At 54.9% G+C, this 15,089-nt stretch carries 13 protein-coding genes and 1 pseudogene; 1 reads left to right on the top strand and 13 read right to left on the bottom strand.

Annotated elements, in window-relative coordinates; translation table 11 throughout:
* Positions 1-393: 393 nt before the first annotated feature.
* The 7 genes from ABLN94_RS18740 to ABLN94_RS18710 all read right to left on the bottom strand — a co-directional run bounded on the left by ABLN94_RS18740 (position 394) and on the right by ABLN94_RS18710 (position 7,987).
* Positions 394-804 carry a universal stress protein gene (locus ABLN94_RS18740; RefSeq protein ID WP_352995305.1) on the bottom strand — a complete coding sequence of 137 codons (411 nt, stop codon included), beginning with the start codon at positions 802-804 and terminating at the stop codon, positions 394-396.
* Between the two features lie 147 nt (positions 805-951).
* Positions 952-2,247, bottom strand: coding sequence for a TRAP transporter large permease (locus ABLN94_RS18735; RefSeq protein ID WP_352995302.1), 1,296 nt, complete (start codon positions 2,245-2,247; stop codon positions 952-954).
* On the bottom strand, positions 2,244-2,858 hold the full coding sequence (locus ABLN94_RS18730) for a TRAP transporter small permease (RefSeq protein ID WP_352995299.1): 615 nt from the start codon (positions 2,856-2,858) through the stop codon (positions 2,244-2,246). Before ABLN94_RS18730 ends, ABLN94_RS18735 begins: the two co-directional genes overlap by 4 nt.
* A 70-nt stretch (positions 2,859-2,928) precedes the next feature.
* Complete coding sequence (gene dctP, locus ABLN94_RS18725; protein ID WP_352995296.1) at positions 2,929-3,939, bottom strand: TRAP transporter substrate-binding protein DctP; 1,011 nt, start codon at positions 3,937-3,939, stop codon at positions 2,929-2,931.
* Between the two features lie 72 nt (positions 3,940-4,011).
* The gene (gene ald, locus ABLN94_RS18720; protein WP_352995293.1) at positions 4,012-5,121 is read right to left on the bottom strand and encodes an alanine dehydrogenase; all 1,110 of its coding nucleotides are present in this window, start codon (positions 5,119-5,121) and stop codon (positions 4,012-4,014) included.
* 25 nt (positions 5,122-5,146) lie between these two features.
* The gene (locus ABLN94_RS18715; protein ID WP_352995291.1) at positions 5,147-6,658 is read right to left on the bottom strand and encodes a CoA-acylating methylmalonate-semialdehyde dehydrogenase; all 1,512 of its coding nucleotides are present in this window, start codon (positions 6,656-6,658) and stop codon (positions 5,147-5,149) included.
* Between the two features lie 33 nt (positions 6,659-6,691).
* A complete protein-coding gene (locus ABLN94_RS18710) occupies positions 6,692-7,987 on the bottom strand; it encodes an aspartate aminotransferase family protein (RefSeq protein WP_417750534.1) in 1,296 nt (431 codons plus the stop codon).
* Between the two features lie 186 nt (positions 7,988-8,173).
* On the opposite strand from ABLN94_RS18710, the gene ABLN94_RS18705 reads away from it, so the two are divergent.
* The gene (locus ABLN94_RS18705) at positions 8,174-8,725 is read left to right on the top strand and encodes a cupin domain-containing protein (protein ID WP_352995288.1); all 552 of its coding nucleotides are present in this window, start codon (positions 8,174-8,176) and stop codon (positions 8,723-8,725) included.
* 476 nt (positions 8,726-9,201) lie between these two features.
* Here the strand turns inward: ABLN94_RS18705 and ABLN94_RS18700 are convergent, their stop codons facing one another.
* From ABLN94_RS18700 to ABLN94_RS18675, 6 genes and pseudogenes are all read right to left on the bottom strand, one after another.
* On the bottom strand, positions 9,202-9,480 hold the full coding sequence (locus ABLN94_RS18700; RefSeq protein WP_352995286.1) for a hypothetical protein: 279 nt from the start codon (positions 9,478-9,480) through the stop codon (positions 9,202-9,204).
* 28 nt (positions 9,481-9,508) lie between these two features.
* A pseudogene (locus tag ABLN94_RS18695) lies at positions 9,509-10,262 on the bottom strand (IS5 family transposase).
* Between the two features lie 658 nt (positions 10,263-10,920).
* On the bottom strand, positions 10,921-11,700 hold the full coding sequence (locus tag ABLN94_RS18690; protein ID WP_352995283.1) for an IclR family transcriptional regulator: 780 nt from the start codon (positions 11,698-11,700) through the stop codon (positions 10,921-10,923).
* An 11-nt stretch (positions 11,701-11,711) separates the two neighbouring features.
* A complete protein-coding gene (locus tag ABLN94_RS18685; protein WP_170494435.1) occupies positions 11,712-13,070 on the bottom strand; it encodes a TRAP transporter large permease in 1,359 nt (452 codons plus the stop codon).
* Positions 13,070-13,735, bottom strand: coding sequence for a TRAP transporter small permease (locus tag ABLN94_RS18680; RefSeq protein ID WP_170494438.1), 666 nt, complete (start codon positions 13,733-13,735; stop codon positions 13,070-13,072). Before ABLN94_RS18680 ends, ABLN94_RS18685 begins: the two co-directional genes overlap by 1 nt.
* Positions 13,736-13,803: 68 nt before the next feature.
* Positions 13,804-15,042, bottom strand: coding sequence for a TRAP transporter substrate-binding protein (locus ABLN94_RS18675; RefSeq protein ID WP_170494441.1), 1,239 nt, complete (start codon positions 15,040-15,042; stop codon positions 13,804-13,806).
* Positions 15,043-15,089 lie beyond the last annotated feature (47 nt).

Raw genomic sequence — 15,089 nt, 5'->3', positions numbered from 1 at the left:
GGTCATCCTCCCCGGCGTGAACGTCCTGCTTTAATTCTCACTTGATGCCTATTCGCATCATCGGGAGGAAAAGTGAAAATCCGGCAGGAAATTTTCAATAGTAACCAAAAGTGCTAAATGACTGAGATTTGGAAACTGGAGCTACCTTGATAATCCAATTCAGCCTAGCTTTTTTGATGCCCGTGGACTCTGAGTGATAGGCAGGAATATTGATTCCGGACAATTCTACCCCTTTTTTTGAAAACGGGTTACTATCAGCTCGAACCAAGGGCGAAAAACTCAATCGACGGTTTCAATTACAGTTAATTGCCTTCCCTATGGTTACATTGACCCCTCAAAAATCTCCTACGGTTTTCATAGGGGTATTAGGTCGGATGATTACGTCCGGCAGTTTTACTGCCGTAGCACGTGAACCGAACAATTGGCATGGCGAACTACAAGAGCCGCAGTAGAGCCCAAGAAGAACTCCTTCATCCCGGGTCTATGCGACGCGAGGACGATACAATCGATGCCGTGTTTGTTGGCGTATTCAGTGATCGCCCGACCTGCCGACTGGCTTTCGATCAAAACTGAAGAAACACCGATTTCATCTTTCAAACGTTCGGACAAGCTCGCCTTTGCTTTTTGGAGGGATTTCTCGGCGATCCCTTCATCCATATAGTACATAATCTGTCTATTCGGTGGTTCGTGAATATGCGCGGCAGTAATTTTTCCGCCGTCGGATACAAGGGCGTGTGCTGCCGAGAGCGCGTTTTCACTGATGCCATGTTCGAGAGATAACGCTACTAAGATATTATTGTACATTTCTAACCTCTAGTTAAAGGTTTCGATTTTGCTGCTGCGAAACTGTCTCTCCCGGCTTCATCTTTGAGAGAGATCTCACACACCCCAATCCGCGGAATGGGGTGCGATCTTCGGTGCTGTGCCTGATATTGTCGAACTATCAAGCAGTTACCTGCTGCCCAGCAGGAGGTCCGGCAAGTAGAGAGCCAACTCCGGGACAAAGGTGGTGAGCATCAGCGTCGGAAGCCAGGCGAAGATGATGAAGATCAAAGTCGGCCAGAGCATGCGCGATACCGGTTCATCACAGACCTGAGCACCAAGATAGAGCAACGGCGCTGTGGGTGGTGTAATGTTCGCCATACCCAGGTTCACACCAATTACAGCCGCAAAATGGACCGGATCCATGCCGGTGCTCTGTGCGATAGGCAGCAAGATCGGTGTCGCCAGAAGCAGACCCGAAATGTCATCCATCAGCATCCCGATCAGGATCAACACGATGTTGATCATCAACAGGACCACAATCGGATTATCCGATACCGAATAAACCATTTGTTTTGCCAGTTGAGGTGCACCTTGCGCGATCAGGTTGTCCGACACGATCAAAACCATGAAGATCATGACCATGACCACGCCAATCGTGACCCCTGAATTCTGGATGGTTTGCGCCAAGGTCTTCCAGGTCAGTCCCCGGTAAAAGTAGATCGCGATCGGGATCGAGTAGACCACAGCGATACCGGCGGCTTCGGTGGGTGTCATGATGCCACCATAAATCCCTCCCAGAATGATAAGGGGCATCATCAGGGCCGGTCCGGCCAGGCGTGTCTGTACTCCAAAGGTTGGCAGGAATGGCTTGGGGCGTTCTGTCAGCTTGATGTCGTCGTATTTCCGCAGCATGAACTGATTGACCACAATCAGCAGCGTGATCAGAATGAACGCCGGCAACACCGTGGACAAGAAGCACTTCAGAACGTGTTGCTGTGCAACCCAGCCATACAGGATCATCGTCGAGCTTGGCGGGATCAAAAGGCCCAGCGGGCTTGCCGCAACAATCAGCGCTGCCGATTGCCCACCCGGGTAATTGGCCTTTTTCAGGTGAGGCATCATGATGCCGCCAATACAGGTCAGCGTTGCATTTGCACTACCGGAAATGGAGCCAAACACACCACAGGCCAGCACGCCCGCAGCGCTCAGACCACCTTTGATATGGCCAATGAACATTTCAGCCAACGAGACGAGAGGGGCTGCGATCTTACCCTTTTCCATGATGCCGCCGGCGATCATGAAGAGCGGGATCGCCAGAAGCACCAGGGAACGGATGCCCGTTGAGCCGGTCGGCAGATAGCCGGTGATCGATTGATCTCCGACCATGGCGATGAAGATCAAAACAGCTCCGAATGCCACATAAACGCTGACGCCCAACAGCAGCATAAGGCAGACGATTAGGAGACTTCCTCCGATGATCATTGGATTTCTCCTTTTTGCATTTCTGATCTCAGGGGCAGACCCAGGCCCTTACGGATATGCACGTACAAATATGCAGCCGTGAACGTTGCCATGAAGCCAAAGGCGATCATGATACAAATCCGCCAGGTCACAAACGGGATACGCAGCACCGGGGTTGCGCGCAGCCGGGGGAACGAGAAGTCATCAAGCAAAGAGACGTAGCAGGCATACATGAGAAACAGGATCACCAGCACCTCAATCGTCAGAACGACGAAGCCGCGCCACCAGATCAACCGGGGGTTTTGGATCACAATGCCCAGAATATCCGCGTTGATATGTAGATTGCGCGCAGATGCCAGAACGGCGCCTGCGAAAAAGCCGATGATGCTGATACCCAGAAGCCATTCTTCATAGGCAAAAAGATCGCCGCCAAATCCATATCGGATGACAACAACGGCCCCAAAAGTGAATGCCATCAAGAAGCCGGAAAACATCACGATCTGTCTCATGACAAATGCCACTGCTTTCAACGGATACCCAATAACAACTGGCAGCTCGTCGGTGATTTTTTGCGAAGTCTTGTTTTCTGCGCTTTCGACGACCAATGGACGGTCAGCTTCCGAGCTAGTCATCTTTCTCCCTCCCTTTGTTGAGCCAAAGACAAAGAAGGGCCAACTGATGTGCTGGCCCTTCTTTTAGTGTTTATTGTTGTTCTTTAGCTGCCAGCAGGCGGTCAATGATGTCCTGGCCGACGTTTTGTGCCATCCCAGGCCATACTGTCGCTTGAACATGAGCGGCCATCGCAGCCTGTTCTTCGTCGCTCAGACGCAGGATGGTGTAGCCTTTATCCAGCAGTTTCTGACCGAATACTTCGTCATTCTCCCGGTTGTAAGCAAAGAAGTCTTCCGAAGCTTTGGTCATCGCTGCCTGAAGCACTGCACGCTGTTCGTCATTCAGCTTGTCGAGCGTGCGCTGCGAAGCGTAGAAAGTTGTCAGTTCCGAGATCGAGTTGTATTCGACAAAGTGGGTTCCAACATCCGACTTGGCGAAAATCGAGTAGGTTGCGGTCTTGGTGCAGCAGATCGCGCCATCAACGATACCGGCCTGAAGCGCGGGGAAGATGTCACCCCATGCCATGGTTGTCGCCTGGAAACCCAGTTCTTCAACCATCGATTTCACAACGCTGGATGACCAAACACGAATGTTCATGCCCTTGTTGTCGAAGGTGTTCCAGTTATCGGGCTCTTGCGACGCGACGATGCCGATGAACCCTTCAGGGTTCTGCGCCATGACGCGCACACCGTATTCGTCAGTGATCTCTTGCAGGATGGAGTTGAACTCGGAGTCCATGTTGAGAAGCGTGCTTTCCATGTCATCCCATCCTCCAAGCAGGAACGGCATGGACAGAAACTCAAGACGCGGATCGGTATCGGCATAGATGAACGCCGATGCTAGATCGATATTGCCACGGGCGACATCTTCGAACAGCGCTTCACCCGAACCCAACTGGTTCGCCGGGAATACTTCAACTTTCAGGCCGACATCCGCAGCTGCAACATCTGCCGCAACCTGTTCCATCATCTTCGTGCCCTGGTGATCGATCGGGAACACGCCGGCAAAGCGCAGGGTCATGTCTTCCGCGAATGCGGCCGTTGACATCAACACGCTCAGCGCGCCTGCGGCCATACCTTTGGTAAACTTATTGAAACTCATCTAGATCTCCTCCTTGTTGACGAGTAACACCCGCCCAGCAGCATGCTGGAGCGGGCGCTTATTTGCTTCAGATCAGCAAAGTTCCGGGGCGACGAACTCGTATCCGAGATCATCGGCCACAGCCTTGTAGGTCACCTTGCCGTTGGCCACGTTCAGGCCGTTCATCAGGTGACGATTGTCTGCAAGCGCCTGCTTCCAGCCATTGTTGGCAATGGCCAAAGCGTGTGGCAGCGTGACGTTGTTGAGTGCGTAGGTCGACGTGCGCGCGACCGCGCCCGGCATGTTGGCGACGCAGTAGTGAACAACATCGTCGACAACGTAGGTGGGCTCTGCGTGAGTGGTGGCTTTGGACGTTTCAAAGCAGCCGCCCTGATCGATGGCCACGTCCACAACAACCGCGCCTGGTTTCATTTTCGAGATCAGCTCGCGCGTGACCAGCTTGGGCGCAGCAGCACCCGGGATCAGAACCGCGCCAACAACCAGATCAGCGTTGGTCACTTCTTCTTCCAGCGCTGCTTTGGTCGAATAGACAACTTTTGCTGACGCTTCGAAGTGATTTTCCAACTTTTCCAGAACAGTCGGGTTGCGGTCCAGAATAGTGACGTCTGCGTGCAGACCTACGGCCATTTGGGCCGCATTGAATCCGACGACACCGCCGCCAATGACAACGACCCTGCCCGGCTTCACACCCGGCACGCCGCCCAGCAGCACGCCCAGGCCACCCTTTGCCTTTTCCAAGGCGCTGGCGCCGGCCTGGATCGACATGCGACCGGCAACCTGGCTCATCGGTTTCAACAGCGGCAGACCACCATTGTCGTCGGTGACGGTCTCATAGGCGATACAGACCGCGCCCGAGTTAACCAGATCTTTGGTCTGCTCAGGATCGGGTGCCAGATGCAGGTAAGTGTAAAGGATCTGACCTTCGCGCAGCATGGCACGTTCGACGGCCTGAGGTTCCTTCACCTTCACAATCATCTCAGCGTTGGCAAAGACGTCAGCTGCAGTTGCGGCGATTTCGGCACCAGCGGCGCGATAGGCTTCGTCATCCGCACCAATGCCAGCCCCGGCATTGGTTTCGACAATGACGTTATGACCATGCGAAACCAGTTCCGCGACACTCTCGGGGGTCAAACCTACACGATATTCGTGGTTCTTGATTTCCTTCGGAACACCAATGAACATGCTTTTCACTCCTTTGGCCGGATGATCACTTTGCCGTTGGCATGACGAACTCGGCACCTTCCGAGATGCTTTCAGGCCAGCGCTGCATGATGGATTTCTGCTTGGTGTAGAAACGCACGCCTTCTTCGCCATAGGCGTGCATGTCGCCGAACAGGCTCTTCTTCCAGCCGCCAAAGCCGTGCCAGGCCATTGGAACCGGGATCGGGACATTGACGCCGACCATGCCGACCTGAACCTGCTTGCCGAATTCGCGCGCAACGTTGCCGTCACGAGTGAACAGCGATACGCCGTTGCCGAATTCGTGGTCGTTGATCAGTTGCAGACCTTCAGCGAAGTTCGAGACTCGGACGCAGGACAGAACCGGGCCAAAAATCTCTTCCTTGTAGATCTTCATGTCCGGCGTGACATTGTCGAACAGCGTGCCGCCTAGGAAATAGCCTTCTTCGTGCCCTTCGACGGTATAGTCGCGGCCATCGACCAGCAAATCAGCACCTTCTTCGACACCGGAGTCGATGTAGCCCTTGATCCGATCCCGCGCAGCGGCCGTTACGATCGGACCCATCTCGGCGTCCAGTTCGAGGCCGTTTTTGACCTTCAGCGTCTCGGCACGCTCCTTCAGAACCGGCATCAGCTTGTCGGCGGCATCGCCAACCAGAAGGGCAACCGAGATTGCCATGCAGCGCTCTCCGGCCGAGCCATAGGCCGCGCCGATCAATGCGTCGGCTGCCTTGTTCATGTCGGCGTCGGGCATCACCAGCATGTGGTTCTTTGCGCCGCCCAAAGCCTGAACGCGCTTTCCGTGTCGCGCACCGACCTCGTAGATGTAGTTGGCAATTGGCGTTGAACCGACGAAGGACACGGCCTTGACGTCGTCATTTTCCAGCAACGCGTCCACGGCGACCTTGTCACCTTGAACGACATTGAACACGCCATCAGGGAAACCGGCCTTCTGCATCAGATCTGCGTAGAGCAACGCTGCGGACGGGTCGGTCGGCGACGGCTTCAGGATGAAGGTATTGCCTGCGGCGATGGCGATCGGGAACATCCACATCGGCACCATGACCGGGAAGTTGAAGGGAGTAATTCCGGCCACAACGCCCAACGCCTGACGCGTGGTCCAGTTGTCCATGCCAGTGGACACCTGCTCGGTGTAATCGCCCTTGAGGAGTTGCGGAATGCCGCAGGCAAACTCGATGATATCAATGCCACGCTCAACTTCACCCTGCGCGTCAGTGAACACCTTGCCGTGCTCGACCGTGATGGCGCGGGCCAAATCGTCCTTATGCTCGCGCACCAGAGCCAGGAAATTGTTCATCAGACGGGCGCGACGGATTGGAGGCGTGTTAGACCACTTAGGAAACGCGGCTTTGGCAGCAGCCACCGCATCGTCAACTGTCTGTACAGTCGCCAGCGACACCTCGCCGGTTTGCGTTCCGGTCGCCGGGTTGAACACCGGCTGGGTTTTTTCGCCGGACGTAACAGTGATTTGGCCATTAATGTAGTGGCCGATCAAAGTGATCGGGGATGCATCTTTCATGATGTCAGTCCTTTTTAGGGTTAGCGGTCAGGGTTATGGCAGGTCAGCCAATACCTCTCCAAGTGTTTGACAGAGTGTCTTTATTTCAGGTTCCGAGATGATCAGCGGTGGCGACAGGGCGATGATGTCACCAGTGACCCGGATCATGATTCCAGCGTCCCAGGCACGCTTCATGGCGTCATAGCCCCGCGCGCCCGAAGCGCCGTCACGCGGCGCAAGTTCGATGGCTCCGACAAGGCCCAGATTGCGAATATCAATGACATTCGGCAGGCCTTTGAGGCTATGAAGTTGATCTTCCCAAGGCTGAGACAACAGGGCGGCACGGCGGAACAAATCGTTCTGTTTGTAGCTTTCCAAAGCCGCCAGCGCTGCGGCACAGGACACCGGATTTGCGGAATAGGTATAACCATGGAACAGTTCGATCGGCGCATCGGCGTTTTCCATAGCCGATGCATAGATCTTGTCGGATACAATGACCGCACCCATTGGAATAACGCCGTTGGTCAGGCCTTTGGCGGTCGTGATAATGTCGGGCTTGACATCAAAATACTCTGATGCCGTTGCCGAACCCAGACGACCGAATGCGGTGATCACTTCATCGAAGATCAGCAGGATGTCATGTCGGTCGCAGATCTCACGCAGCCGCTTCAGATAACCTTTCGGCGGCAGGAGAACACCGGTGGAACCGGCCATTGGTTCAACGATCACAGCCGCAATGGTCGAGGCGTCATGCAAGGCAACCAAGCGCTCCAGATCGTCTGCCAATTCTGCCCCATGTTGCGGGCAACCGCGGGAGAATGCGTTTTTCTCCAGGTCATGCGTATGACGCAGGTGATCAACTCCGGTCAGAAGAGTGCCGAAATGCATGCGGTTCTTGACGATGCCGCCAACGGAAATGCCGCCGAAACCAGTGCCATGATATCCACGCTCACGCCCAATCAAACGTGTGCGCGCTCCATCGCCGCGCATCCGGTGATAATGCAGCGCGATCTTGAGCGCCGTATCCACTGACTCGGATCCCGAGTTGGTAAAGAAGGCGTGGTTCATCCCGTCCGGCATCATTGCAGTCAGTTTCCCTGACAGTTCGAACGCCTGTGGGTGAGAAAACTGGAAATTCGGTGCGTAATCCAGCTCGTGCACCTGTTTCTGTACCGCCTCAACGATAAGCGGATCACGGTGACCCGCATTGACGCACCACAGTCCGGCGGTGCCGTCCATCACCTTACGGCCATCGGAACTGGTGTAGTACATCCCTTCAGCCGACTGGATCATGCGGGGCTCGCGAAGGAAATCACGATTGGCCGAAAACGGCATCCAGAATGATGACATTGTGTTGGGTTGATCGAGCACGTCTATTCCTCGTGAAGAAGATTTCCATTTGATGTAAGATACTTGCAGAGTTCGTACTGTCCGCACACCCGGCTTTATGGGAATCTGTAAGTCATTGAAAAACAGAACGGCTGAACCTAATGTGCTTTCGATCAAAAGCAGGAAATCACGATGGCTGACTCTTCGATGTCCGATCTGGAAACTGCCCGGCGGCTACGATTGATTCGAACCTCAAAAGGCCTTAGCCAGCGCGAGATGGCCAAACGGGCTGGGGTAGGAAGCGGCACGATTTCCCAGATCGAAAGCGGATCGACACAACCGTCTGTGGCCTTGCTCAAAAAGATTCTGGCAGGTGTTGATGTCAATCTAGGGTTCTTTTTCAGCTTCGAACTCAAAAACGAGGACAGCTTTTATTTCCCCCACAGCGGCATGCGCGACCTTGGATCATCTGGTGTTTCCTACCTGCTTGTCGCTGGCGAGCGCCGAAATCGGAAGTTGCAGATGCTGATAGAGGAGTACGATGTCGGTGCGGATTCCGGCCGAGCAGAGTTGTCCCATGAAGGTGAGGAATGCGCGGTTGTCATAGAAGGTCGACTGGAAGTTACAGTGGACGGGCAGTCCAGGGTGCTCAGCCCGGGAGACGCATATTACTTTTCGAGCATATTGCCACATCGTTTTCGAAACGCCGGTGATACGCCATGCAAGGTAATCAGTGCCTGTACTCCTTCGTCGTTTTGAAGTCACAGCGAGCATACTGTTTCCTGCGGAGTTCTGAGTAGGAGTATTTTTAACTTCGATCAATCTTACTAAAAGGGCGCCAAATTACTGGACGCAGATACATTCTGGGACATTTGACCCGATTTTGTGCCCTTAATTCTCGGATATCCACAGCTAGCGGCGGCTTTTCTCGAGGGTGCGATCCGCACATCGGCGCAACTCCGCGGGGTCCGCATTTACACCGAGTTGTTCGATTGCATTTTTCGCCGCCGCCAGAAAATCGGGTTTCGTTGTGTTGTCGGATTTTCGTGCCGGGAACCAGGCCTTCTAAACTATGCGATCATCTTTCGCCGGGGTTGGCGAACTGCATGAAAGGTGAACTAGCTGATCCAATAAATTACGTTGACCAGGGAATGCCATGCGTAGCCTATCTCGTGCTGTAGAATCACGACGCATCGCAATAGATACGGCCACCAATTGTCGCGTCATTAACGTCATTAATAGCTGAACAGCAGCGAGCATAGCATACCGGTCATGGCGGGATTTGGAGCAGAGCCCCGCGTGACGAAGCTCTGGCGCAAGTACCCGTACCACCTGTAGCGCCAAGTCCACTTGCCGACCAACACGCTGACTTCCGCGCCAATACAGTTGCTCCAACCACGCTGCGCCCTTTGAAGCTCGGACTTCCAACCGTGAGGGAACTTGAAACTCTTCACCTGGCGCCGAGCCGAGAGGTAATAGGGGATCTGTCGCAAGCTTTGACCATTGACCTTCATAGCATTTTCATTGCATTAGAGTCAGGTTTCATAACCAGTAGATGACAATTGCTGCGAGGGCGATCGCGGAGAGGAAGACCTTGGGGCAGCGATCATAGCGAGTGGCCACGCGCCTCCAGTCCTTTAGCCTGCCAAACATAATCTCTATGCGGTTTCGCCGTTTGCATCTGCGCTTGTCGTACTTGAACGGCGTCTTGCGCTGCTTTCGACCTGGGATGCAGGGGCGTATCCCTTTGTCTTTCAACGCATCTCGGAATCAGTCAACATCATAGCCCCGACCCCGAGCAGCCAGTCCACATATGGTATACTCCTGAGCAATTCCCGAGTACCGATGAAATCGCTGACGTGCCCCGCAGTGACAAAAAGGCTGAGCGGCCGCCCTTGGCTGTCACAGACAGCGCGTAGTTTGGTATTCTTGCCGCCCTTTGTTCGACCAATCAGACGGCCACGCCCCCTTTTTCGCGGCCATACTGGTCGCGGTGCGGTGTGCCTTGAGATAGGTCGCGTCGATCATGACCGTCTTTTCTTCGCCGTGTTCGGCAGCCAAGCCGACCATCATCCGCGTGAAGATACCTGTCTCGCTCCAACGCTTCCACCGGCTGTAAAAGTTTTGTGCGGCCCGTATTCCTTGGGAACGTCACGCCTCCGCAATCCATTGCGATTGACAAAGATAATCCCAATCAGCACCCTCTTATCATCGACCCGGGCTTGCCATGCGACCGCGGAAAGAAAGGAGAAAGCTTGGCCATCTGCTCATTGGTCAGCCAAAGAAGGTCGCTCACATCACCGCTCCGTTTTCCAAGCCGTGAATCATGCAGCGCAACGGAAATCAATGCATCCTGAACCTAGCATTGGACAGCCCCGCTATTGCTTGTTCCGCGGCTTATGGCTCCCAGCACAACTACAATCACGATGGCACCCCAAATTGCACAATTTGCACTTGCGCTCATCTTCATGAAGAGCCTCTGCCAGAAGGCAATGACCCTGTTACAAAGATCGACATAGGCCAGCCGACGACAGGCAAATTTGCAGTGAGTTCACCGGCTGATCCGGAAGAAACACTAAGCGCTGGTTTATTGAGTCATTTTCCAGACTGAGAGAAGCTTCACCGATGCAGTTCCTCGGTGATGTTTGTCTGCTACAGGCTAAGCGCACACTGATGTTGCAGAGGCGTATCACCTAAGATGCCAACGAAACTGAACCACTCCGGAAAACCCGGAGCGGTTCACACCGTGTATCGTACGTAGCCTCGACGTTGTAAGTACTAGATCGCTACATTCAGTAACGGCTGGAGTTTTGTCTATATTGTTGATTGGAGTTGTAGCTGCCCAGACAAATTGCAAGTTCGAACTTCTCGGATTGCGTCGACCCGCGTCATAACTTGCCCAACAAGTACTTCAACCTACCGTAAATTCGTAGCAATTTCCTCGTTCGTGTAAGTCACTCAATGAGAAGGCCCGAAAGTTTGTTCGCACCTTGCCTTAGTGTTTCCAGAAACGACATCAGGCTGGAAACATCGTGCCGTTGTGTCGGGGCGTGAACCGACAAAGTAGCTACCAACCTGCCCTGCCCGTCCAGAACGGGTACCGCAAGGGCCGCCATACCTGTCATGAACTCCTCATCGTCAGTGGCATATCCGTTCTCGGAAATACGCCTAACTTCAGCCAGCAACGCATCGGAGTTTGTAAGTGAATGCTCGGTCTGCGGGTGCAGATTCCCCGCTGACAAAAAACCATCCAGCGTTTTCTGGCGCAGCGTTGACAGGTACATCTTGCCGCTCGCAGTACAATGGAAGGGCACTTGAGTTCCGACCGGTAACTGAATCCGCAAGGGCCATTTGGTTTCTACCCGGTCCAGATAAATCATCCCTTCACGGTCCGGAATGGCGAGGTTGCAGGTCTCGCCCACTTCCTCGGCCACACTGCGCAGTATCGCAAGGCGCGCAGTGCGCAGATGTTCGGCGGACATGGTGTTGACCGACAGCAACCGCAAACGCCGCCCCGGACCATAAGATCGGCCGTCAAGGTCACGTTGCAGGAACCCCTCGGCTTCGGCCGTTTGCAAAAGGCGATGAACGGTGGGTTTGGCCAGACCCAATGCCTCGATCAGGTCCGACGGTTTGACGGCCACCCCGCGCCGCGCGACCTCTTCCAGGATCAGCAGAAGGCGCAGGTTGGTTGGGATTTGAGTCTCTTTTTCTTGTGTGTCCGTCTCAGCCATCCTGCCACAGTCTAGTTATTCGGCAGCAGGATCAAGGCCAGATCGGGCACCAGCGACACCAAAATCCACACTGACAGCAATGCCGCCAGATAGGGAACCGTATAGCGCAGCAACCGGAAGTAGGGCACACCCGTCACACCGGAGGCCACATAGAGGTTCAGGCCGTAAGGCGGCGTGATGAAGCCGATTGAAGCCCCAACGAGGAAGATCACCGAAAAATGGATCGGATCGATGCCCACCGAGGCTGCAATCGGTGCAAGGATCGGCGCGAGGATGATGGTCACCGGCAGGCTTTCCAGCACCATGCCCGAGAAGAAGACGATCACCATCGAGGTGAACAGAACCGCGTGGTAGCCGCCCATTGAGGTCACAAAGTTCCCGATGGTTTCCTGCGCCCCTAGCAGAGACAGGATTTGCTGCATCACCACCGAAATCGCAATCAGCGGCGCGAGGATGCCGGTGATCTGGGCCGAGCGGATGACGATCGAAGGGATTTCGGGGATCGTGAACCCTTCGACTACGAACATCTCGGCAAAGGTCTTTTCGGTCGGCGGAATGTCGTTCCGCGCACCCATGATGCGGTTGATCGGGTAACTGACCAACCCGGCGATGACACAGAAGCCCACAGTCACACCCGCCGCTTCGGTGGGGGAGAACTTGCCCGTATAAATGCCCCAAAGCACCAGTCCGATAGCAAAGAAACCCAACCACGCTCCGAACGCGGTTTTGAGCACCCGATTTAGTTGCAACGGGATCAGATGACCCCAGCCATTCATGCGGCAGATGATCCAGCAGGCAAACTGCATGCCAAAGACCATCAGCGCGCCCGGTAGAATACCGGCCACAAACAGCTCGGAGATAGGCAGGTTCATCAGGAAGCCGTAGACGATGAAGATAATGGACGGTGGAATGATGATCCCCACCGTACCGCCCGCTGCAGCGGTTGCGGCACTGAACCGCTCGTCATAGCCACCTTTGACCATCTCGGGGTGCAGCATCGAGCCGATGGTCGCCGTCGTGGCCGAGTTCGATCCAGAAATCGCCGCGAACAATCCGCAAGCGCCAAGCGATGCCATCGCCAGTCCGCCGCGTATCCAGCCCAGACAGGCGTAGGCGAAATCGCTGAGTCGTCTCGCAATGCCCGATTTGTTGATCAGGTCGCCGGTCAGGATGAACAGCGGCATCGCCAGCAGAGCAAAGCCCTTGTTGAACACGTTCAACAGTTCGGCCCCCATATTGTCCAGCGTCAGGCCAAGGACAAAGGAACATCCGATGACCCAATAGCCGATCACCAGCAGCACCGGCACGCCCAACATGAACAGAAAAGTGACCCCAAGCGAGATCAGTGTGACCATTGTTCCGTCTGTCATTAGTCTGCTCCGATCACGGCCTGCTTGATGAGCGGCTCACCAGTTTTCCAGTTGTGCAGATCATCAGCGAGATTCTGAAACACGCGCCCGACCATCAGAAAGAACGACAGCGGCGCGGCCAGCAGGAACCACCACTGCATGATATTGTCGGTGCCCAGAACGATCTGAAAGTTCGACGCCGACAGAGCCACCAGCCGAGTGGTGGTCACGATGACGATCACTGCGAAGATGTACCAAAGCACTGCGTCCAGAAACAGGCAGGCCAGCTGCCCTCCACGCGGCATCGAAGTGCGGAATTCGCTAAAGCTCAGATGGGTTCGCAGCCGCACGTTATAAGACGCGCCAAACCACGCCATCACCATGAAGAGGAGTGGAGGAATGGTAGTGGACCAAGGCTCTTGATCATTAAACACAAACCGATCGATCACCCCCCAGAAGATGATGAAGGCAATCGCAAGGTAGGAATAGACCATCACGGCGCGTTCAAAGTGGCGTTCGACAAACGGCACCTTCCGATAAATCCACATGATGAGGAGCCCACCTAACGCCGAGACGATTGCGCCAACAACCCAAGTTGCGTCAGATTCCAGCGCGGATTGAATCTCGAATGAATCGAAAGTGAGCAACGCACTGAATATCGCGCCGACATCTGCCCAAAATGACATGAACCCCGTCCTCCCAGTCAGTGTTTAGAGGAACCGGCCCACACGGGCCGGTTCGTATTAAGCTTAGGTTAGGCCTCGCCTCTCCACCAGCGGCGTGGCTCGACGTTTTCCGCGATAGTATCAGCGGGAATCTCACGCGCGATGTCATAGATCTCCTGATAGGTGTCGATGCCACCGGCCCATTTGTTGATCCGCTCGCGCCACTGCGCCCACGGCTCGGGGTTGTAGTTGGGGGCACACATTTCCTCGGCCAGCTTGATCTGGTCGTCGGCCAGAAAGGCCGGGCGCACGCCGTTTTCGGCGAAGATCGTGTTCGGCAGTTGCGGCTCCGAGAAACCAACCGTATTTAGCAGCGCGGCCTCGTTCGCGCCTTGGATAAGCGCCTGCGTGAAGTAGGACGATTCCATGACCGCATCCTGCAGTTCTCCGCCCAGGCTATCAAAGACCTTCGAAGACATTGACGTATGCTCGGTACCGCAGAAGAATTTCAGGTTCACCGACTGCGAAACCACCGGCGCCATGTTGGCATAAGCTACAGCCGAGGCCCATGTTTCCGCGCCATCGATCAGACCGGTTTTCAGCGCATCGAGCGTTTCCTCCCACGCCACCGGCACCGGGTTCAGGTTCAGCAGCTGCATAGCGATTCGGCCAAGCTGGGTGCCCGTCACGCGGTTTTTGGTGCCAAACAGCTCTTCCAGCTTGGTGACGGTTGGCTTATCGGCGAAGTTCGCGCCCATTTGAAGGCCACGCAGTTCGCAATGCGTAAACAGGAACTTCAGCCCGTGACGTTTTTCCAGCGGATCGCGCAGGATGCGCTGGCTCGCCGGGCTATAGAAGAAATGATACTGCGCCGCACGGCTGGGGAACATGTAAGCATAGTCCAGCACGTTCAAGTAAGGCGCGCCACCGGCCGAGTTCTGGGTCGAGGCCGCATAGATATCGACGATCCCCTGCTGGGTTTTTTCAACACAGCTGAGCTGTCCACAGATCTGGTTGTCACCGATGAATTCGATGCGAATCTCACCGTCTGTGCGCTCTTCCAGATCGCGCGCAAATTCGATCGCGCCCGCGCGCTCGATCAGCAGGTTGCGGGTGTTGAAGCCCGAGGCCCCAAATTTCAACGTGTGCTTAGGCTCTTTCGAAAAGCGTTTTTCATAGGTTGATTCGGCAGCCTGAGCCAGATTCGCCAGGCTCATTGCGCCGCCGAACCCGCCTGCTGCCAGCAGTGTCGAGCTCATGCCATAACGCCCGGCCACGCGGAAAAAATCCCGCCGCGAAATACCACTTAGTTTCCGACCGATCTCCATTGCTTACCTCCCTTATTGCAATTATTGAGACGTTTTGTATCAAAAAA

This window comes from Ruegeria sp. SCP11 (assembly GCF_040329455.1).
Lineage (GTDB): Bacteria > Pseudomonadota > Alphaproteobacteria > Rhodobacterales > Rhodobacteraceae > Ruegeria > Ruegeria atlantica_E.
Note: the sequence above shows the minus strand (reverse complement) of the source record. Positions and strands in the feature narration are given on the sequence as shown.

Bases quoted from the DNA above. Each gene is read 5' to 3' on its own strand.
- ABLN94_RS18740 (WP_352995305.1), bottom strand. From the start codon at position 804: ATGTACAATAATATCTTAGTAGCGTTATCTCTCGAACATGGCATCAGT.
- ABLN94_RS18735 (WP_352995302.1), bottom strand. From the start codon at position 2,247: ATGATCATCGGAGGAAGTCTCCTAATCGTCTGCCTTATGCTGCTGTTG.
- ABLN94_RS18730 (WP_352995299.1), bottom strand. From the start codon at position 2,858: ATGACTAGCTCGGAAGCTGACCGTCCATTGGTCGTCGAAAGCGCAGAA.
- dctP (WP_352995296.1), bottom strand. From the start codon at position 3,939: ATGAGTTTCAATAAGTTTACCAAAGGTATGGCCGCAGGCGCGCTGAGC.
- ald (WP_352995293.1), bottom strand. From the start codon at position 5,121: ATGTTCATTGGTGTTCCGAAGGAAATCAAGAACCACGAATATCGTGTA.
- ABLN94_RS18715 (WP_352995291.1), bottom strand. From the start codon at position 6,658: ATGAAAGATGCATCCCCGATCACTTTGATCGGCCACTACATTAATGGC.
- ABLN94_RS18710 (WP_417750534.1), bottom strand. From the start codon at position 7,987: ATGTCATCATTCTGGATGCCGTTTTCGGCCAATCGTGATTTCCTTCGC.
- ABLN94_RS18705 (WP_352995288.1), top strand. From the start codon at position 8,174: ATGTCCGATCTGGAAACTGCCCGGCGGCTACGATTGATTCGAACCTCA.
- ABLN94_RS18700 (WP_352995286.1), bottom strand. From the start codon at position 9,480: ATGAAGGTCAATGGTCAAAGCTTGCGACAGATCCCCTATTACCTCTCG.
- ABLN94_RS18690 (WP_352995283.1), bottom strand. From the start codon at position 11,700: ATGGCTGAGACGGACACACAAGAAAAAGAGACTCAAATCCCAACCAAC.
- ABLN94_RS18685 (WP_170494435.1), bottom strand. From the start codon at position 13,070: ATGACAGACGGAACAATGGTCACACTGATCTCGCTTGGGGTCACTTTT.
- ABLN94_RS18680 (WP_170494438.1), bottom strand. From the start codon at position 13,735: ATGTCATTTTGGGCAGATGTCGGCGCGATATTCAGTGCGTTGCTCACT.
- ABLN94_RS18675 (WP_170494441.1), bottom strand. From the start codon at position 15,042: ATGGAGATCGGTCGGAAACTAAGTGGTATTTCGCGGCGGGATTTTTTC.